The following is a 20,396-nucleotide window of genomic DNA, read 5'->3' on the forward strand; positions in this document are numbered from 1 at the left end:
TTCCGGTTCGCCCCGCACCCCGCTCGCGGCGGCTGGGTTTCGGGTGTTGCCCGGCCCCGCGTTGCCAAGCCCGGTCGAGCCCGGCTCGGTGGGTCGCCGTGCCATGCCATGCCAGGTTGTGCCCCGTCGGGCAGGGCGGGCCAGGTTGCGCTGCGCCGTGCCTTGCCAGCCCGGGCCGGGGCGGGGCGTGCCAGCCCGTGCCGTGCCAGCTCAGCTCGGGCCGTGCCAGCCCAGCTCGGGCCGTGTCAGCCTGGGCCGTGCCATGCCAGCCCAGCCTGGGCCGTGTCAGCCTGGGCCGTGCCGTGCCAGCCAGCCAGCCCGGGCCGTGCCGTGTCAGACCGCGCCGTGCCGACCGCTCGCGCCGAACTCCCCACGCCAAAAGCGCTAGCGCCAAAGCCATCGCACTCCCCAAAGCCGCCCTCCACGCCACGAGTACGATCTCCCGGCACCTAGCCCTCACCCCCCTCCAACGCCGTTCCTCCTCAACTCGCTCGCTGTCCGAACCATCATCCCCAGCACCACCGACAAAACCGGCCCCTCAGTGACCACCCGACAGAGTGATCCAGTTCCCGAACTCGCAAGCGAGGTGCATCCGGTGCCCGGCGATCATCGACGGCGCGGTGAACCGGGGGAACTCCACGCACAGGTGCGCGTGGAATCCGCCGTCGTGGTCGCGGAATTCGTGCCGCACTCCGCCGATCGCCAAGCCCGCGTTGCTGCGCGCGGTGCCGGACGCTTCGAGCGGGAACTCGGGATTTCGGGGCGTGGCAAGCGAAGCGGTCTCCGAGTAGTCGACGAAGAACCTCGTCGCGAACGGGCTGCCGCCAGTTGTCTCCACGACCTCCTGGCGGCCGTCGGGCGCGGTGTCGATCAGGAAATGGTCGGGGTTGGCCGCGATCATGCTGTGCGCGTAGTCGTCGCGGCCGGTGTCGGAGAACCAGGCGACGAACTCGGCGGCGGTGCCCGCACCGGTGACGTACAGGTCGCACGTGCTGGTGGTCCGCCGTCCGCGGGAGAGGGCGGTGAGCGCTCGACTCGCCGTGTCGCTGAGCCGCAGGTCGCGGGCCAGCCGGCGGCGCACCTCGGCGGGGCCCAGGGCGAGTTTGGCTTCAGTGAAGGCTTCGCGCATGCGCGGGAGGTCGCCGGTCGGGGCCGGGAGGCCGATTTTCGCGGCGGCCTTGCGCATGCGGCCGGTCTCCCAGGCGAGTACGGCGTCGCGGGAGACCGGTCGTCCGGCGAGGACGGTGCGGATGGACAGAGGAGCGGGCATGGCTTCCTCCTGCGGATCGAGGTGCCGGGATTGAACGTTCTTCCGGTGTAGGCTCACGATTTGACCAGTAATGTTCAGTGAGAGCAAACGGGAGCAGCGGGTGGAGGACAAGATCGGCCCGGCGCTGCGGCAAGCGCGCTTGGCCCGCGGCCTGAGCCTGCGCGGCGTGGCGGCGGCCGCCGGGATCTCGCCGAGCCTGTTGTCCCAGGTCGAGAACGGCAAGTCGCAGCCCTCGGTGGGCACGCTGTACGCCCTGGTCAGCCACCTTGAAGTGTCGCTCGACGACCTGCTCGGCCTCGGCGGCGACCGGCGGGCCGAGCAGGTCGAGGCCGAGCGTCCGAGCGAAACGGGACGGCCGGAGGTCGTCCAGCGCGGTGCCGACAACCCCGTGCTGGAGATGGCGAACGGGGTCCGGTGGGAGCGCCTCGCGGTCGGCCCGGGCGCCGCGGCGGACGCCCTGCTCGTCACCTACGAGCCCGGCGCGGCGAGCGCGGCGGACCGGAAACTCATGCGGCACAGCGGAATCGAGTACGCCTACCTGCTGTCCGGCGAGCTGACCCTGCTGCTCGACTTCGAACGCCACCACATCCGTGCGGGCGATTCGCTCAGCTTCGACTCCTCGCGTCCGCATCTGTACGTCAACCAGGGCGAAGAACCGGCGCGCGGGGTGTGGTTCGTCGCCGGACGGCACGATCTCGACCACACCCGCGACTGGGTCGCCGCGCAGCTCGGCGCCGCGCCCGCCGCGGGCAGGCCGTCGAACGCCGTCGAGGCCCTCGACCTGCTCGGCCTCGACCGGCGGTCCGCCGAGCCGGATTCCCCCGCCTGATCGCACCGGTTCCTCCCGCAACCCCTTGTGTCCGCTGACACTTGACATCTGCCCACCAATGTTTAATGTAGCTGAACACAAGTGTTGACGCACCCCTCGGGAGGGTTCCGTGCTGATCGGATTCGCCGGGCTCGGGCGGATGGGCCGTCCGATGGCCGCTCGCCTGGCCCGGGCAGGGCACACCGTTCTCGCCTACGACCCGGGGCTCGGCAGCGCGCCGGAGAACCTGACTGTCGTCGACGACGTCGAACGGCTCGCGGAAGCGCAGCTGAGCTTCAGCATGCTGCCGGACGGAGCGACCACCCGGGACCTCGTGAAACACGGCCTGACCAGGGCTGAGCCGGGCCATCTCCACGTGGTGATGGGCACTGTCGGGCCTGCGCTGGTCCGCGAACTGGCCGCCGGGCCGGTGGAAGTGGCGGACGCACCGGTGTCCGGGAGCGTCTCGATGGCCGAGGCGGGCTCCATCACCACGATGGTCGGCGGAACCGTCGCGCAGTTCGAACGGCTCCGTCCGGTCCTCGCGGCGATGACCGCGGCGCAGGTGCACACCGGCCCGGTCGGTTCCGGTTCGGCGGCGAAGCTGGCGGTGAACACCGTGCTGGCCGCGGTCAACCAGGGCGTCGCCGAAGGTCTGCTCGTCGCGGAAGCGGGCAGGCTCGACCTGAAGGTGTTCTACGACGTTTTGCGCACCAGCGCCGCCGGTGCCCCTTACGTGGGCTACAAGGAAGAAGCGTTCCTCTCCCCGGCGTCGGCCGGGGTCGCCGCGCCGGTTTCGTTGATCCGCAAGGACCTCGGCCTCGCCCTCGACGTGGCGGGCCAGCAGTTGCCCGGCGCGGAAGCGTCCCGAGCCGTCCTCGACGATGCGATCGCCGCGGGGCTCGGCGACGAAGACATGGCTCAGGTTCTCGCCGCACTGCGGCTGCGCAATGCTCGCGCCTGAAAGAAAAGGAGACGATCCCATGCCCACCAGCACCATCGCGCAGATCGAAGCGGCCATCCGTGCCCTGGAGGAAGACCGTTACGCCGCAATGGCTTCCGGCGACATCGACGCTTTCGTCGCGCTCGCGCACCCGGACCTCGCCTACACCCATTCGAACGCCGTCACCGACACCCTGGACTCGTACCAGGAGAAGCTGCGGTCGGGGTACTACGTCTACCACCGTATCGACCACCCGATCGACCGCATCATCACGTCCGGCGACACCGCGGTCGTGGTGGGGGAAATGCACGCGGACATCACCGCTGGCGGAACGCGAAAGACGTTGGCCAACAAGGCATTAGCAGTGTGGGTACGCGAGAACGACCGTTGGCTGCTGCTAGCTTACCAGCCCACCGTGCTGCCGGAGCCGAATTGATGACGGCGTTCGCCTACAACGCACTGCCCGGACGGGTGATTTTCGGGTCCGGTGTCGCCCGGGAACAGCTCACCGCCGAAGTGGAAGCCCTGGGGGCCAAGAAGATTCTGGTCATCGCGACCGGTTCCGAAGCCGACCTGGCCACCGAGTTGTGCGAACCCTTCGCCGACCGGATAGCGGCGACGTTCACAGAAGTCCGTCCACACGTCCCGATCGAGGTCGTCGAGCAAGCACGAGCCGCGGCAGACGGAGCCGACTTGGTCCTGTCGGTCGGCGGCGGTTCGACAACCGGCACCGCCAAAGCGGTCGCCCTCACCACCGGCCTCCCGATCCTGGCCGTGCCGACGACCTACGCGGGATCGGAAGTCACCCCGGTGTGGGGATTGACCGAAGCGGGCCGCAAGACAACCGGCACCGATCCGCGGGCGCTGCCGCGAACCGTCGTCTACGACCCCGACTTGACGGGGACCTTGCCGGTGGAATTGGCGGTGGCCAGCGGTCTCAACGCGATGGCGCACTGTGTGGAAGCGTTCTGGGCTCCCCGGCGCAACCCGGTGTCCAGCGCGATCGCCGAGGACGGAATCCGGCATCTCGCGACAGGACTCGCCAACCCGGCCTCGCGCGAAGAACTGCTGCTGGGCGCATATCTGGCCGGATCGGCGTTCGCCGTCGCCGGATCGGGACTGCACCACAAGATCTGTCACGCCTTGGGCGGAGCGTTCGACCTGCCGCACGCCCAGACCCACGCGATCGTGCTCCCGTACGTCCTCGCGTTCAACGCTCCCCACGCTGCCGAAGCCGCGTCCCGCATCGCCCGCGCGCTCAGCGTGTCTGATCCGGTCGCCGGTCTCCACCAGTTGGGCGCACGCCTGGGCATCCCCGCCGGGCTGCGCGAACTCGGCATGGCTGAGTCCGATGTGGACACAGTGCTGGCCGAGATCCACGCGCCCGCCGACAATCCCCGTCCGGTCACGGTCGCTGGCCTCCGGTCTCTGCTGCACGCCGCATGGGCCGGTGCCGAACCAGGGAAGGACTTCGCATGACCAATCGGGAAACCCTTGCCGCTGAACGAGAACAAGCCGTCACCGACGAGGTGCTGGCCAGCTTCGACGGGGCCGGACCGCGGCTGCGCGAGGTAGTGCGGAGCCTGGTTCGGCACCTGCACGGTTTCGCGCGGGAAGTCCGGCTCAGCGAACGCGAGTGGGAAGCGGCGATCGGATTCCTCACCCGCGCCGGGCATCTCACCGACGACCGGCGGCAGGAATTCATCCTGCTGTCCGACGTTCTCGGGCTGTCCATGCTGACCGTCGCGATCAACGAACCACAGGCGCCCGGCGCGACCGAGGCGACGGTCTTCGGTCCGTTCTTCCACGACGAGGCACCGGAAATCCCGCTCGGCGGCGACATCGCCCGCGGCGCGGCCGGGACGCCGTGCTACGTGTCCGGGCAGGTGCGCGACACCGGTGGCAAGCCGATCGCCGATGCGAGGATCGACGTCTGGGAGGCCGACGAGGACGGCTTCTACGACGTGCAGTATTCCGACGACCGCTCGGCCGGCCGCGCGTGGCTGCGCACCGGCCCGGCGGGGGAGTACCGGTTCTGGTCGGTGCTGCCCGCGCCGTATCCGATCCCGCACGACGGCCCGGTCGGCGATCTGCTCAAGGCCGCCGGACGTGGCCCGATGCGCCCGGCGCACCTGCATTTCATGGTCACCGCGCCCGGATACCGGCGGTTGATCACCCATATTTTCCTCGCCGGCGACCCGCACCTGGGCGACGACGCGGTGTTCGGCGTGAAAGAAAGCCTGGTCGTCGAGGCGGTTTCGCACGAATCCGGCCCCGCCCCCGACGGGACCGAACCAACCGGGCCTTGGTCGAGCATCGCCTTCGACCTGGTGCTCGCCCCTGAACCGGCCTGAACCCCGGCACCTCAACGTGGAGATGCGAAGATGAGAAATTCCCGATGGATCGTTCTGGGCGGCTGTTTCCTCGCCTACCTGTTCGACGCGCTGGAGATTGTGCTGCTGTCCCTCGCCCTGCCCGCGATCCGGCATGACCTGGGGCTTTCGGTCACCCAAGCCGGACTGCTCGCGACCGCGACCCTGCTCGGCATCGGCGTCAGCAGCGTCACCGGCGGCTACGTGGCGGACAACTTCGGCCGGAAGAAAGCACTGATCGCCTCCCTGCTGGTGTTCGGCGGGTTCACCGCGGCGCTCGCCGCCGTGCCGAACTTCAGCGTGTTCCTGGTGCTCAGGTTCCTCGCGGGCATCGGACTCGGCGCGGTCTGGAGCGTCGTGTCCGCCTACGTGGTCGAGACCTGGCCGCCGCGCCGCCGCGGGCGGGCCGCCGCGTTCGTGATCAGCGCGTTCCCCGCCGGTGGGGCGATCGCCGCGGTCCTTTCCGCGCCGTTCCTGCCGAACTGGCGGATGATGTTCCTCGCCGCCGGGGCCGCGGTCGTCGTCCCGGTGCTGGTCGTCCTCGCCTTTTTCCCGGAGTCGGAGAGCTGGGCCGAGCAAAAGTCGCACGCAGACCGGTCCGTGACGGTGGCGCACGTGCTGAACGGTTCGCTGCGCCGCACCACTCTGCTGGGCACCCTCATGGCCGCGCTCGCGCTGACCGGGTATTGGGGCGCGACCACCTGGCTGCCGACCTACCTGACCGTCGAACGCGGCTTGCCCACTCCGTCGGTCGCGGTGTTCGTGACCATCCTCAACCTCGGCATGTTCTTGGGCTACAACGGTTTCGGGCTTCTCGCCGACCGCGTCGGCCGGCACCGGACGATCGTGCTGACCCTCGTCGGGGTCACCGTCACCCTGCCCGTCTACGCACTCGTGACCCACCAGTCTGCCTTGATGTGGCTCGGCCCGGTCTTCGGCGCGTTCACCGCGTTCTTCGGCCTCTTCGGGTCCTATCTCAGCGAACTGTTCCCCACCCGGGCACGAGCTACCGGCGCGGGATTCTGCTTCAACGTCGGCCGCGGGATCTCCGCCTTCGCCCCGTTCGCCCTGGCTGGTCTCGCCGGGACCATCGGATTCAGCGGCGGGCTGATCGTCTGCGCGGGATTCTTCGCACTCGCCGCGATCACGACGCTTTTCCTGCCACGCACCACTTCCGCCGACTCCCTGACGCCTGCGAACGAACGCGTCCGAGGAGCCGCGGCATGATGCGCGCGGCGGTTTATCACGGCCCAGGGGATGTCCGGATCGAACAGGTGCCGATCCCGAAGCCGAAAGACGGCGAAGTGCTGCTCGCCGTCCGGCGCAACGGCCTCTGCGGAACCGACGCGACGGAATGGGCGAAGGGGCCGGTCATGGTGCCGCTGCATCGGCCGCATCCGGCCAGCGGACACGTCGGACCGATGATTCCCGGACATGAGTTCGTCGGCGAGGTCGTGGACGGAGTTCCCGGTCTCCCTTCCGGGGCTTCGGTTTCCTCCGGTGCGGGAGTCTGGTGTGGACAGTGTGACCGCTGTGCCGCGGGCCGGACGAACGTCTGCCGGAACTACTACACGCTCGGCTTGAACGCACCGGGCGGCTTGGCGGAATACGTCGCGGTGCCAGTGAAAACGCTGCGGCCGGTCCCCGCCGGAGTGTCCGTCGATTCCGCTGGAATGGCACAGCCGCTCGCGGTCGGCCTGCACGCGGCGCGCCGGGCAGGCGTCCGGGACGGGGATTCGGTGGTGCTCATCGGTGCGGGTGCGATCGGCACGTTCGTGCTCGCCGGGCTCACCCGCCTGTGCCAGGCTGAGGTCACGGTGATCGACCTGCCGGGCGCCAAGCTGGAGCGAGCCGGGAAACTCGGTGCGTCTCATACGCTGCCCGCTGGCCCGGATATTGCCGACGCAGTCCTCGAACGGACCGGCGGCCGGGGTGCCGACGTGGTGATCGAAGCCAGCGGTGCTCCCGGGCAATTCGAGAATGCGCTCCGAATGGTGACTGCCGGCGGGCGAGTGCTGGCAGTGGGACTGCCCAAGGAGAAACCGGCCATTGACCTGGCCTCGCTGGCGCTGCGCGAAGTCACTGTCGAGTCCACTGTGGCCCATGTCTGCGATACGGATCTGGTGCCAGCGCTCGAAATCCTGGCAGAAGGGACGTTGGAGTCGCTGCTGCTGGACTCGGTGATCCCGCTGGCGGACTTGGTCGCGCGCGGCCTCGAACCCCTGGCCTCCGGTGCCGTCGACGGCAAGATTCTCGTGGCGCCATGAAGCAGAGAGGAAAGCATTGTGCTGCAGTACTTCAAGGACTATCCGGCTAACCTGTCGCTGTCCATGGCTTTGGACATGGGCGCCAACCTGGACGAGATCGACCGGGCGTGCCGGGATCTCCGCGACTCCGGGCCCGGCCTGGCGGAGGCGTTCTTCGAGGCTTGGGCCGGGGCGGGCGACCGGCTCGTCCGCGCGGCCGAGGCGGACGAGGGCGCGGGACGGCGTTACTCCGCCGCGGAGAAGTATCGCCGCGCCACCATCATGTACCTCACCGGCGAGCGGATGCCGGAACACGGCAACCCCGCCCGGATCGACACATACGACCGCCTTCTGACCACCTTCCGGAAATATCTTGAACTCGGCGAGGTGAACTGTCAGCGGGTCGCTGTGCCGTATCAGGGGTCGGTGCTGCCTGCGCTGTGGGTGCCCGCCAGCGATGCGGCCGCACCGGCCGTGGTGCACTTCAACGGTCTCGACGGGATCAAGGAGTTCCTGTTCCTCACCGGCTTCGGCTCAGCATTGAACCGTCGGGGAGTCTCGGTGTTGTTCGTGGACAACCCCGGCGTCGGGGAGGCCCTGCGCAAACACGGCCTGCACAACTTCGCCGAGGCGGAGATCCCGGCGGGCGCGTGCGTGGACTACCTCGAGAGCCGCCCCGACGTGGACCCGGAGCGCATCGGAATGGTGGCCCTGAGCCTCGGCGGGCACCACGCGGCCCGCGCGATCGCCTTCGAACCGCGGTTCAAACTCGGCGTGTGCTGGGGCGCCAACTACGACTTCGCCGCCCGGCTGCGCAACCGCGTCTCGGGAAGCGCCGGTCAGCCTTCGGTCCCGCATCTGTTCGAACATCTCATGTGGGTGTTCGGGACGAGTTCGCTCGAGGAGTGCGTCGAGGCGACGCGCGACTTCCACCTGCGCGGGATTCTCGACCGGATCACTCAGCCGATCCTGATCACCCACGGCGAGGAAGACCAGCAGATCCCGGTCTCCGACGCGTGGTCCACCTACGACGGCTGCGTGAACAGTGCGCGCCGGGAACTGCGTCGTTTCACCGCGGAGGAGGGCGGGGAGCAGCACTGCCAGATCGGCAACATGTCATTGGGCACCGACTTCATGGCGGACTGGATCGCGGAGGTGCTCATGCCGGTCAGGCCATGATTTCGCGGACGCTGTCGGCCAGCAACCGAAGGCACCCCGGCGCACCCGGGTTGAGCAGCAGATCGACGTCGTCGTAACTGTCCAGCAGGCGGACCAGATCCGCGGGCCCGGCGGGACGCCACCCGGCGGCGCGGGCTCGGCGGCGGTGTGCCGGGGCGGTCGTGACGAGCAGGCACGGGATGTTGTCCGGCGAGGGCGCGACGAGCGGAGACTCATCGGTGTCCACGGCCACCGCGAAAGCCGATTCGCGGAAGACCGCGGCCAGCTGGTCGAAGTCGGCTTCGCCGCGGGCGGTCAGGCGGAGCACGGCGTCCAGCGGGTCGGTCGGGGAGTCTTCCGCCGCTGGTTCGTAGGACGGGTTGGGCTCGAAACGGCTGACGGACCCGTCCTCGCGCGCGAGCCAGCCGCCCACCACGGCCTGCGGCGGCGGGCTCGGAATCTCGGTCCCGTCGGTCGTCGACGCCGGTTGCCACGCCGGGTCGACCAGCAGCACCCACTGGTCCTCGGACATCGCCGGTACCTCCTTCGCGTCCGGTGAATCTACCGGCCTGGGCTCATTCACGGCGGGGAACTCCTTCGGCCAGGTCAGCGGCTTGCCGGGCGGACGCCGCGCGTTCCTCCGCCTGGTACCGGCGGATGGCGGCGGCCGTGTGCCAACGGTCCAGCCAGCCCAGGCCGACGACGCTCAGCCGGTGCAGGGTCGGTCGCGTCCTCGGGCCGTCGAGGGCATTCCGCAGCGCAGTGCGGAAGGCGTCCGCGGGCAGGTCCTCCGCCGCCAGTTTCTGGATGACGGTGGCCAGATCCCGGGCGTAACCGTCGGGGTTCGGACGGTCGGCGAGCCGGGCGAGTTCTTCGAGCAGCAAGGCCCGGCCGCCGGGGGCGCTCAGGACGGCGTCCAGGGCGCCGTGCCGGTCCAGGACCTCGACAGCCTCGGCGACGCGGGTGACGTCAGCGCCGCCTCGGGTCGCTTTGGCCAGGTCAGAGAGGACTTCGGCGGCGTCCGGCTTGCCCAGCAAGGTGTCGGTCACGCCGTGCAGGTGCAGGACTGCGTGCTGCTCGGCCAGTTCGTGGTGGAGCGTGGCGAGTTCGCGGGCGGCGGTCCAGATCAGGTCGGGTCGTTCGTGCCGGGCGACGGTCTCGGTGATCGAGGCCGTCGACTCGCCGCGGCCGAGTTCCGCGAGGACCCAGCCGAGCAGTTTGGCGGTGCCGTCCTGGTCGCTCAGCGCGATCGGCCCGGCTGGCGGGGTCGGGCGGAACCACCAGCGGTGCGTAGCGGTCCGCACTAGCTCTTGGAGCAGCAGATCCGTTTCAGAGGTGCCGTTGAGCAAGTAGGCCGTGGTCGGGTGTGCGGCCGCCGACGGGCGGACGGTGACTGCGTCGGCTGGACGGTCGGTGCCGTCGGTGCGCAACTGCTCGGTGAAGTTTCGGACGGCTGTCGCGTCGGTGGTCAAGATGGACGATCCATTAGGGACGGACACATCGGACGGTGAGTAATGCACTCCGACGGTACGGCCGTTGTGCGTCCAAGCATGGGGCGTTGCGGGTGCCGGGCTGTCGTCCAGTCCGAGGAAGACCCTTGGCGTGCCAGTCGACATCTCGACAGCGGGGAGGGAAATCTGGACGCGACCGTCCCCTTCGGACACTCGGATCTTCACCGGGACGCGGTCCAGCACGTCGGCGCCCAGGGCTTCGGCGAGCTGACCGGCCAGTTCGCGGGCCGCGGCGGTGGCGTGTGCTCGGCCGTCCGGTCCGGTTCCGGTGACCTCGATCGGCGGGACTGCGCCGTCCGTCGAACGCAGACGGGAGAGCAGGCTTTCCAGCGGGGTATCCGCCACGAGGACGGCGTCGGCGGCGTGCATCGTGGCACCGCGCTGGACCTCGCCCAGGTGGTAATGCACGCGGCTGTCGTCGATGGTCAGCAGTGCGCGGGCAGCTGGCGGCAGCGGGACGTCGTGCACCTCGCCGGTGTAGCTGCTGCGGTCCGTGACGGTGCGGACGAGGGACGACAGTCTCGGGTCGGCCGCGAGGTAGGACAAAGCCGCGTGCCACACCAGATCTGGCTCGGCGTGCCGACGCACCGCGGGCTCGACAGCGGTCAGATGCAGGTCGCCGTCCCGGTTGTGCAGGCCGCGCACCAGCGTCTGGATTACGCGCTGCGTCAACTCCAGGGTCTCGAACCGGTCCGACAGCGGAGCCGGATCGCCCTGCGGCGGCAGGAGCCAGCTGTGGTCGCTGTTCATCCGGATCTCCGTCATGCCCGGCAGTTCGAGCGCGGAGTTCAGGCCGATCCGCCTGGCCGTTTCGGTCATCGCGACCGGGCCCGAGCGGTACATCACCGACTGCCGGTGCACCCGGCCCATCGGCGTCGCGAAGAAGCCCTGGCCGAGGGAGTCGACCTCGCGCGGCATCAGATTCGCCTGGGTCTTCCCGTAGTTCTCGCGCAGTTGGTCCAAATAGGACGCGGCGAACGGATGTCCTTTCGACATGGTGAACGCCGAGTTCGCGATGTTCCCGCCGACCCGGTGCACCGCGTAACCGGCGTCGGACTCGGCGGCACGGACGACGTCGTCCAGACCGTGCACGACGTTGTCCCCGTCGGTGTAGAGGCCGCCGAACCGGTGCATCAGCTCCAGCCGCAGGATGTCGCTCGCCGCCGCGAACCCCGGGCCGGTCTGCTTGGCCAGTTCGGAAAGGTAGAACTCCTGCGTCCGCATCGGATGCTCGCCGGTGAACACTTCGTCCACATTGATCAGTTGGACTCGGTGTTCCGCCGCCCACCGCAGCAGATCCCGGACGTCGTGCAGCGGATCCGGACCTTCCTCCGGCGCCGCGGTGGTCAGCGCCAATTCGGTTTGCCAGCGCGGCACGTCCGTCCACAGGATCGGGACGACGCCGTCGCCGAGCCGGTCCGCCGCGTCGCCGAAGTTCCGGCGGAAGGTGTGCATGGTGCCAGCGTCCTTCAATGGGCCGCCGAGCCAGATGGAGTGCATGAGCAGCGGGGTCGAGGTGGTCTTGGCGAGGGGTTCGACGTCTCCGGGCGCCCACGCCGCCAGTTTGTCGTCTGGCCGTTCCTTCTCGAGGGTCCACGCGCGATTGTCTTCCAGGTGCGCGGGGTCCAGGTGTTCGTTGCCCAGCTGGTAACCCTTGGTGAGGTCCAGCAGGTCCAGGAAGCTGATGCCCTGTCCGGCGGTGAGGGTGCGGAAGTCGTGTCCGCGCAGGAACTCCGGCGGTTCAGGGGCACGATACAGGCCGAACAGGTCCGGCCCCAGCAGCGGCGCTGGCGGCGGGTTGTCGACTGCGGTCTGGCGCAGGTCGGCGACCAGATCTTCCGGTGCGGAGTAGCGGTGTTCTTCGGCGCGCGGTGCCGTGTCCGTTGTGGACTGTGCCGGAGAATCGCCGAAGGTGCGGAACTGGCCGCCATCGGTGACAGCGGTGAAGCCGTGCGTCGCGCCGATGGCCTTGCCGAGCGTTGCCGAATCCCGGCCGAACAAAGCGGGTTTGGTCGGCGCGTGCACTGTGGACGGTCCGCCTAGTTCGCCGAGCGCACGCTGGAAATCGTGGGCGAGCCCGCCCGGGCCGTCAGTCTGGCCGGTGCTGCACGCGATGAGCGTGACCGAATGGGATTGGGCCAGCGGAGCGGCCTGCGCCACGATCCGGGCGAACGTATCGCCGTCGACTCGCACCGTCCGGCCGCCCAGCAGGGTCACCTTGACTGACTGCTCGCGGCCGTGGGCGAAGACGAAGAGGGAGTCGTCGTCCCAAGGCGCCGCGGTGTGGTCGGCCCATTCGCCGAACCGGCGTCCGGAGAGCTCCGGCGTGGCACCGGTATTGTTGGCCTGCTTCAGCAGCGGGTCGAACCTGTCCGGCGTCGCGCCTTCCGGAAGCGTGCTGACCGTTCTGGAGTTGGTGGCTACCCAGTCTCGCTCGACGCTTTCGGTGTGCTCGTTCGCCGGAAGGAACGAGACCGCGCGAACCCGGCCGGAGCTGTCGGTGATCGTGCGCGTCTGGATCTCGCCCGGATCGAAACTGTAGGGCCGGTCGGTGTCAGTGTCCCAACCGGACACTGTGTCGTTCGCCTCGACAGTGCCTTCGCGGTGTTGTTCGGGAGTGTTCTCCGGCGGACGCGGCCATGCGTGCGCGGTGATCTGGTTGTCCACTTCGGACTTGGCCTGCCACCACTTCCGCAGGGCCTCGTCGGCCTTCTCCCGGGCTTCCTGGATCCGGTTGTTCGCGTCGTCCTGCCGCGCGGTGTGGTCCGTGTGGTTGTTGCGGTACTCGTCCAGCACGGCCAGGATTTCGGCGGCGCGGTCCTGCGCTGCCTGCCGCTGCTGGACCAGTTCGGCTTGCTCATTGCGGATCTGCTGGGTCTGCCGTTGCGTGTCCCAGGCACGCGCGACCAGATCGCTTTGCGCGACAGAGCCTGTTTCCTCGCCTAGAGCCAGCGAGAGAAGCTGTTCGTCGAGTTCGTTGAGCCGGGCGATTTCGTCGTTGCCCGCCCGCAGTCGTTGGCCCACGTCGCGGGCCTCGTTCTGTGCCGTCCGGACCGCTTGCCGCATCTGTTGCACTGGGTTGTTGTCGACCGGAAGGTTCAGCCCGCGTGCACCGTCGGTCGTAGTGCGCACGTTGTCGTTTTCGGACAGCCACGCATCATCGAAATCGCGCTGTGCCTTTTCGAGTTCCTCTTCCGCGGTACGCCAATCCTCAGCGGCCTTCTTCACCGTGTCTTGCGCTGAAGCGAGCGTTTCGGGCAACGGCTGGCCGAGCGACTGCTCCAGGTCGGTTTCGCTCATCCGCGCCCGCGAAGACTGCGGCACCCGCACCTCGACCGCCGCGGTCTTGCCGTCGACCGTCGCGACGATCCGGTACTCGACGTCCAGCCCGACCAGCCCGGTCCGGCCCTTGTCCTTGCCGACCACCGACCGTTGTGCGGCAGCTGTGCTGGACGTCGGATCGCTCTGGCCGACCGGGCTTCGGACATCAAGCCCGCCCCAGGCATGCGTGTTCCGGCCCGGGTCGGTGATCCCGCCAGTGCCGATGTTGCCTTGCTGCTCCCCGGTGACCGTTTCCTTGGCCTCGCCGGTGAAAGTGGACCCGGATTGGTCCGAACGCTCCAGTTTCACCGAATCGCTGAGTCCGACCAGATCCGGTTTCACCACGCGGGTGTAGACCTTCACCGAGGCGTGGCTGCTGCCGGTCACCGCGGAGGAATGCAAATCCGGAGTCGCGAACGGTTTGCCGACCATGTTCGGGAGATGCGCTTGCAGCGTTTCATTGGTGATCGAGGACGAGAGGGTGTTGTGCGCACCGGTGCCGGGGCCGGTGAGACCGTTGCCCGCACCGGCCAGTCGCAAAGCGCGGAGGGCGCCAGCGCGCACGTCCGCGGCACCGCGGAGTCCTTCGACAGTCGAAGACTTCGGCAGGGGGCCGAAACCTTCCTGCTGCCACGCTGCGAGACGGTCCGAAGTTGACTCCGTGGCGTTGAGTTCGGTTGTCCGTGATCCGTATAGCTTGGTGTGGTACTGCTCGTCGGCGGAGATCTTCTGGTCGTCTGCGGACGACCGCGAGGTCACGGTCGCCTCTTGGGAAGCGACGGGGTAAGTGTGCCCGTCCCTGGCGACGACCAATTCGAACTGGAACTGGTGCTGATACCGCGCCGACGGACCGCTCGAGGAGGAGGTCAGCGCCGTGGTCGTGGCCTTGTTCTCGACGGTCTGGTCGCTCTTCGCGCGAGTTCCGGAAGCTCCCAGGTACGCGCCGTCGTAGCCGCTGACCTTGGGCTGGCTGTCCTGGAACAGGCCGCGTCCGGCACCGCGGATCTGCCCGCCGTAGGACGAACCGTGACCGGAATTCTCTTTGTCCGTGACGGTCGAGTTGACGACGTGATCGACCTCGCTGCCGTCGTGTTTCACGTCGAGGAACTGGGTGTCGAGGATCTTCGCTTTGAGCAGCAGCTGGTAGTTGTCCGTCCAGAGCACGCCCGGGTCTTGTGCCACCAAGGACACGCCGCCGTCCAGCGCACCGTCCACAAGAGACGTGACTGCCTCCGGGGAGGCGGTGTCGAGCGTCCGCTGGAGGTTGTTCATCGAATCGTCCAGCACCGATTTCGGCAGCAGTTTGTCGCCGAGTTTGCCGAGCTGCTGCCGGGCGTCCTGCACCAGCTTCGACAGGTTGGGAGCGTCCTCCAGCACCGCCGAGCCGAGCGAGCTGGACTTGCCGCCGACCAGCGGCGGGGCCGAAAGCTTGCCCGGCGCCGGGGTGCGCGGCTCGACCGGCGGCAGCAATCCTTCCGCGCGAGCCTCGTCCTCGGTCATCGCCACGAAGACCGAACCCGGCAGCCGGACGTCCGCGCCCGCCCGCGAAATCGACCCGTTGACCAGTCCTTCCTGGCGGCTTTCCGCGATCAGCCGGACCTTGGTGTCGTACTGGACGAGCACCGTGCGACTGTCCGAAGAGGACCGGTTGGTGTGGTCGACGCTCGCGGTGATCTCATGCGACGATCCGGAGCTGCGCTGCCACGGGCTCCACTTCGCGGTGCCGAAGAACTGGCCTTGGCCGTGGGTGTCGGTGCCGGTCGGTCGCACGGTGAGGCCAAGCTGGACGTTGGCCTCGACGGATTGTTTGTGCGTGCCCTCGTAACTGGCCTTCGAACCGCCGGAGTACGTCCGGTCGCCGCCGCCCGTTTCGGACACCGCGACGAGTTTCGGATTGCTCAGCGAGAGGCCCATGCCCAGGCCGCCGACCCGGTCGGCCACCCGGCGTTCGTAGCGGAATCCGTTCGCCGTCCCGCCCTGCTTCAGCAGCTTCGGCGTGAGACCGCGGAAGTTTTCCGGCGAGAACATCCGGTCCACGCGGGCACGTGCTTCGCTGCCGGACAGGCCGAGCACCGCGTCACCGCCGGCGGCGCGCTGAAGCTGGCGCAACGCCTCGTCCCGCAGCGCTTCGGTATTGGCGAACGCCTCCACGTGCAGGAACTTCGGCGTCGTCTGGTTTTGCTGCTGGGTCAGCAGGTCGTCGATGCTCGGGGTTTCGTTCCGGCTCATCGAGACGACACCCGGCTTGCCCGGCTTGAACTCGGACGGGTCCTTGGTCAGCGCGGCGCCGTCGTTGATCCACATGTCGACTTTGCCGGAGATCGGCGGCAGGTCCGGGTCGCCGGTCTTGGCCACTGTGGACACCTTCGGCGTGACCCGGAACGGCGACCCTGGCGTCAGCCGCCGCACCCACGGCCGGTTGCGGGTGTAGCTGGTGATCTCGACCTCGAACTCGATGTCGTGGTCGAACACCTGCGAATTCGGGCTGCCGCCCTTGCCGGTCGCCGTGGTCACCGTCGGGCCGCCGGAGTTCTTCCACGTCCGGTTGTCCGAGTATTGCAGCGGGGTGACGGTCGGGCTGATGCCGAGGTTCGCGACCGTCGTGGCGCCGGGAATGATGACCCGGCCTTCGACGCCGACCGACCAGCCTCGTTCGGTGGTGGTCGCGCTGGTGAGCGACGGGCTCGTTTCGTTGCTGTTCTTGATCGACCGGCCGTCCGCCTGTCCGAGATGACGACCAGGCCCGGGCTTCGCCTTGACCGTGACGTTGATGTACTCGTCGGTGAACAGCCCCCGCCGCTTCATGTGCGCGGAAACGCCTTGGGTGAACAGACTGTCCATTTTGCCCCGGAGCGACGCGACCGAGAACGTGGACGTGATCTTGCGCAGATTCGCGAACCGGTCCGCGATGTCCCGGCTTGAGCCTTGTTTGTCGCTCTGGAACTGGTCCCAGCGCGGCAGGAACTTGTCCGCTCCGGGCAGATTCCGCAGTGCGTTCTCGATCTGCGGCTGGACGCGGGTCGCCGGCTCGAACGATCCGGGCCGAGCCGTGCCCGCCGCGACGGCCGCCGCGAGATACGGCGGTTCGTAGCGCGCGCCGACGTCCTTGAACTTCGCCGGGGTGTTCTTCGGGACCGGCAGTCCCTGGGCTTTCGCCTCGGGCAAGCCCATCCGCGTGTACGAAGTGGCCTTGACGGTGGTCTTCTCGCCGTTCGAGGTGGTGACATCGAGGTCGACAGTGACCTTGTACAGGCCGATGTCGCCCTTCGCGTTCACTGTGGACTTGTTGGTGAAGCTGGTGCCGCTTGTGGACTGTTGGTTGACCTTCCGGGAGTAGCTGCCGCTGACGCCGCCAACGCCACCGACCGTACCGGGCACATAGGACCCGCCGCCGAAGATCGCGTTGACCTCTCCGCCGGACTTGGAGGAGACGGTGGTGCTGCCGCCGTTCACCGCGGAATCGTTGAACCGCAGTTCGCTGTCGCCGGGAATCGTGCCGAGGTATTCGACGTTCGTAGGCCGCACCGCGAGCTGCACGGCTTCGCGGTGGGCACCATGCGGGCTGAGCAGGTCGTTTGATACCACCGGGTTGCCCTGCATCGCGGTGCCGAGCATGCTGCGCACCCCGCCGCGGCTGAGGAACTCCCGCAGCGAGGTGCGGCCCGGGGCGCCGAATTTCGTCACCGAGGGATGGAGGTTCTTGCTTACCTGATCGAATAGGGCGTTCTCGTCGAAATCGACCGCCTCCGGCGAGAGGAATTCGATCTTCTTGGCCCAGTCGGGTTTTGGCTCGGCGGGCCCGACAGTCGGTTCCTGCTTCAGGTTGGCCAGGTCAGTGGAGAGAACCAGGCCAACGTGGCCGTCCACTGTGGAACCGACCAGGCCGCCGGTTTCGGTGCGCACCGTGATCCGGTAGGTCACCGGGGCGTCGGCGCGTTGCATGTCGCCCGCCGTGCGGATCACGCGTTGCTCGGTGCCGGTCGTGGTGCCGGTGTGCTCCGCGGACGGGCTGGCGAGCTGCGCGGTGCCGCCGACGGACGCGTACGGTCCGGCCGGGAACATCGCGAAGTAGGAGCTGCCGACGACCTTCGCGGTGGTGTCGGTGTTCGGGCTCGCGTGGGTGGTCTTGACCTCGTTCTTGACGTCGCCGATCGTCGGCTGCGGCAGTTTCGTGATCTGGTCGGCGTTGACCGCGCTGAAGTCCGGCTCCGCGGTGACGTGCACCTCGTACCACTTCTCGCCGACCCGGACCATCGACTTGCGGCCATCGCCCATAAAGGACTCGAACTCGGGGCCGGAGAGGGAATCGGTGATCGCGTCGATGCCGTGCGCCGGCGGCGGGTTCTGCTGGTTCGGGTTCAGGCGGTGGATCAGGTTCTCGATGCTGGTGCCGACGTCCTTCGCGCCGCGGACGTCGACCGGGACCACGGAGCCGAGCGCCTTGCCGTCGCGGACGAACTCGGGCAGCCGGTCCGCGAGGGGGCGGGTGTCGGGTGGTTCCTCGGTTTGCTCGTCCGCGACCAGCACGGCTTCGTCCTGCCGCGGCGGCTGATCCGTGCTGGTTTCGTGCGGCGCTTTGATCGGCGTGTGGAGGTTCGGCTTGCTGTCCGGCTCAGGCTCTGTCCGGGGGCTCTCGGAGTGCGGCAGCGGCTTCGGCGCGGGGGCGTCGCCGAGGTGGTGGTCGCGGATGTTCGCGGTGTTCGAGACGCTTTCGAGCTGGTCGAGATTGCCCTGGTTGAGCCGCGAATCGTGCCACGCGTCCGGTCCCATCACGCCGGGCTGGTCGCCGCGGTTGAAGAGCATCTCATCGTTTTTGTAGCCGTCGCCGAGGCCGAGGAAATGCATCAGCTCGTGCGTGACGCCGAAGGCCGAGTCGTGCACGTCCCAGTTGAGCTGGTTCGTCTCCGGGGTGTCCGGGTCCACAGTGGAATCGTGCAGGTTCACCGGGATCCGGCGGCCGGGGTCGGCCTGCCAGCCGGTGTCGTCCGGGTGGATGTCGTCGGCGACGCGGACGTCGAGACGGACGTGCACCTGGTCGCCGCCGGGCAGCCGGGTGCTCTGATTGACCCAGTCGTCGAGGTGGTCTCTCAGCTGCTGGACGAACTGTTCCCGCTGCTCAGGCGAAACCGAGCCCGAATGCGAGGTCAAGTCGATCGGGATGGTGTGCTCGCGCACCCACTGCCCCGGCGCGATCTCGAACCGGCGGACGTCGAACCGGATGTGCGCCATCGCGCCGGCGAGCTGCCCGCCCCTGAGCCCCGCGCGGTTTCCGGTGAACTGCTCGGCGATCTTCTTGATCGGATCGAATCGTTCCGAGGAAAATCGCGTGACCGGAGCGGTGTCGCGGCGTCCCTTCCAGTCCTTCGGTCCCGGCAGGGTCTTCGGATTCGGCTTCGGTGCTTCCGTCGCCTGCCCATGGTTTTTCGGCGCGGCAGCAGGGGTCTGTGTATTCGCCGGACGGTTGCCACTGAGGTTGTCGACGAGGGCTTGGCGCGTCGCGAGCGTCAGATCGGCGAGCTTCTTGCCGTCCTCGACGTTCTCCTTCATGCCCTTGACCAGCGAAGTGCGCTCGTTCTTGGGCAGATTCGCGACGACGTCGGAGAACACCTCCGGCCTGGTGGGGGTGTGCCCGCTCGGCGTGATCCCGTGGAACGCGGCTTTCGCGGCGATCTTCGCCAGATTCGGGTCGAGAGTCGTGTGATTGCCCAGGTAATGGCCGATCTGGTCGGACCACCTGGTCTCGTTGGCGTGACTCTGGGCCAGCGCGGTGATGCCGTTCGGGTCGGTGCCGACCTTGCCCGCGATGCGCGTCCCGTCGGTCTGAACGGCGAGATTCGCGGAGAATTTCGCGATCGCCGTCGGATGGTCGCTGTATTGCCAACTCGGGTTGCGCTGCGACAACACCGAATCGCTGAGCCCCTGGCCTTCCTTGGCTCCGTAATCAAAGTTTCCGGTGTTCGGGTTCTTGGTGCCGAACGTGACATCGTTCTCGAGCTTGTTTCCCGGCATCCGGACAAACGTGTTCGGCTCCGGGAAATACACCGCTCGGGAATCGACTCCGGCCAGCGCCTGCCGGACGTCAAGATCCAACTGCGCGGCGTGATTGGCGAGATCCCCGTCCTCGGGTCGAACGTGATAACCACCGCTGATCAACTCCGGTGGCCCTTCGGGATTCTGCTGGACCGCAGTGTTGACCGCGTCGAACAGCGGCCCGTTGCGGGTGGTGAGGGAATGGACGTCGGCGTCGCCGGTGTGCAGGTAGACCTCGTTGGTGCCACCGGCTTCGCGGATCTGCTCGGTGAGCTTCTCGGTGATCGGGTTCCGGGCGATCGTCTCGCGGATGCCCCCGTAGGGGATGGTCTTCTGGTCGATGACCGGGTTGCTCGGGTGTTTCCAGGTGAACCCGATGATCGCTACTGGGAAGCGGTTGTCCCAGGTATTCTGGAATTGCTGGATCTTGTGGTTGATCGCTTGTTCTGATCCTGGCGTGCCGTTGATGCCGATGACCAGGCCGAAACGTCCGTCGGCGGAGTTGCCGGTGAACCCGGTGGAGTATTTCTCCGCGATGGCCTGAAGATTGTCGTCCGGAGTCGCGGCGACGGTGGCCACGACGCCGATGCTGTTCTGGTTGTCCTCGGTGCGGGTGCCGAGGTCGCCGATGATCCCGGTTTCGTGCACGACGGTGAACTTGAAGTTCTTGTGGTGCTGAGCGAAGTCGCCCTTGCCGCCGGTGACCGGGGGATGCTTGCCGACATTGGGCCCAGGCC

11 protein-coding genes are annotated in these 20,396 nt (G+C 68.1%); 8 read left to right on the forward strand and 3 right to left on the reverse strand.

All coding sequences use genetic code 11. The features are described 5' to 3' along the window. Positions 1-538: 538 nt before the first annotated feature. On the reverse strand, positions 539-1,270 hold the full coding sequence (locus ABZX37_RS07980) for a hypothetical protein (protein WP_354737137.1): 732 nt from the start codon (positions 1,268-1,270) through the stop codon (positions 539-541). Between the two features lie 100 nt (positions 1,271-1,370). Here ABZX37_RS07980 and ABZX37_RS07985 point away from each other — a divergent pair, with 100 nt between their 5' ends. The 8 genes from ABZX37_RS07985 to ABZX37_RS08020 all read left to right on the forward strand — a co-directional run bounded on the left by ABZX37_RS07985 (position 1,371) and on the right by ABZX37_RS08020 (position 8,818). Beyond that, entirely contained in the window at positions 1,371-2,099 is a 729-nt protein-coding gene (locus ABZX37_RS07985) for a helix-turn-helix domain-containing protein (RefSeq protein ID WP_354737139.1), read from the forward strand. Between the two features lie 109 nt (positions 2,100-2,208). Further along, positions 2,209-3,042: an NAD(P)-dependent oxidoreductase gene (locus ABZX37_RS07990; protein WP_354737141.1), complete on the forward strand. Its 834-nt coding sequence runs from the start codon at positions 2,209-2,211 to the stop codon at positions 3,040-3,042. Positions 3,043-3,061: 19 nt separating this feature from the next. Next, positions 3,062-3,457, forward strand: a complete 396-nt coding sequence (locus ABZX37_RS07995; protein ID WP_354737143.1) for a nuclear transport factor 2 family protein — start codon at positions 3,062-3,064, stop codon at positions 3,455-3,457. After that, positions 3,457-4,500, forward strand: a complete 1,044-nt coding sequence (locus ABZX37_RS08000; RefSeq protein ID WP_354737145.1) for a maleylacetate reductase — start codon at positions 3,457-3,459, stop codon at positions 4,498-4,500. The genes ABZX37_RS07995 and ABZX37_RS08000 overlap by 1 nt, the downstream gene beginning before the upstream one ends. Then, positions 4,497-5,375, forward strand: coding sequence for an intradiol ring-cleavage dioxygenase (locus tag ABZX37_RS08005; RefSeq protein WP_354737147.1), 879 nt, complete (start codon positions 4,497-4,499; stop codon positions 5,373-5,375). The genes ABZX37_RS08000 and ABZX37_RS08005 overlap by 4 nt, the downstream gene beginning before the upstream one ends. A gap of 30 nt (positions 5,376-5,405) precedes the next feature. Next, complete coding sequence (locus tag ABZX37_RS08010) at positions 5,406-6,620, forward strand: MFS transporter (protein ID WP_354737149.1); 1,215 nt, start codon at positions 5,406-5,408, stop codon at positions 6,618-6,620. Beyond that, positions 6,617-7,660 carry an alcohol dehydrogenase catalytic domain-containing protein gene (locus ABZX37_RS08015; protein WP_354737151.1) on the forward strand — a complete coding sequence of 348 codons (1,044 nt, stop codon included), beginning with the start codon at positions 6,617-6,619 and terminating at the stop codon, positions 7,658-7,660. The genes ABZX37_RS08010 and ABZX37_RS08015 overlap by 4 nt, the downstream gene beginning before the upstream one ends. An 18-nt stretch (positions 7,661-7,678) precedes the next feature. Next, a complete protein-coding gene (locus tag ABZX37_RS08020) occupies positions 7,679-8,818 on the forward strand; it encodes an alpha/beta hydrolase (RefSeq protein ID WP_354737152.1) in 1,140 nt (379 codons plus the stop codon). Here the strand turns inward: ABZX37_RS08020 and ABZX37_RS08025 are convergent. Next, entirely contained in the window at positions 8,808-9,329 is a 522-nt protein-coding gene (locus ABZX37_RS08025; protein ID WP_354737154.1) for a type VII secretion system-associated protein, read from the reverse strand. The two genes, ABZX37_RS08020 and ABZX37_RS08025, sit on opposite strands and share 11 nt — an antisense overlap. Before the next feature lie 43 nt (positions 9,330-9,372). Next, positions 9,373-20,307: a TcdA/TcdB catalytic glycosyltransferase domain-containing protein gene (locus ABZX37_RS08030; RefSeq protein WP_354737156.1), complete on the reverse strand. Its 10,935-nt coding sequence runs from the start codon at positions 20,305-20,307 to the stop codon at positions 9,373-9,375. Positions 20,308-20,396: the final 89 nt, after the last annotated feature.

It is taken from the genome of Amycolatopsis sp. NPDC004079 (genome assembly GCF_040610415.1).
Lineage (GTDB): Bacteria > Actinomycetota > Actinomycetes > Mycobacteriales > Pseudonocardiaceae > Amycolatopsis > Amycolatopsis halotolerans.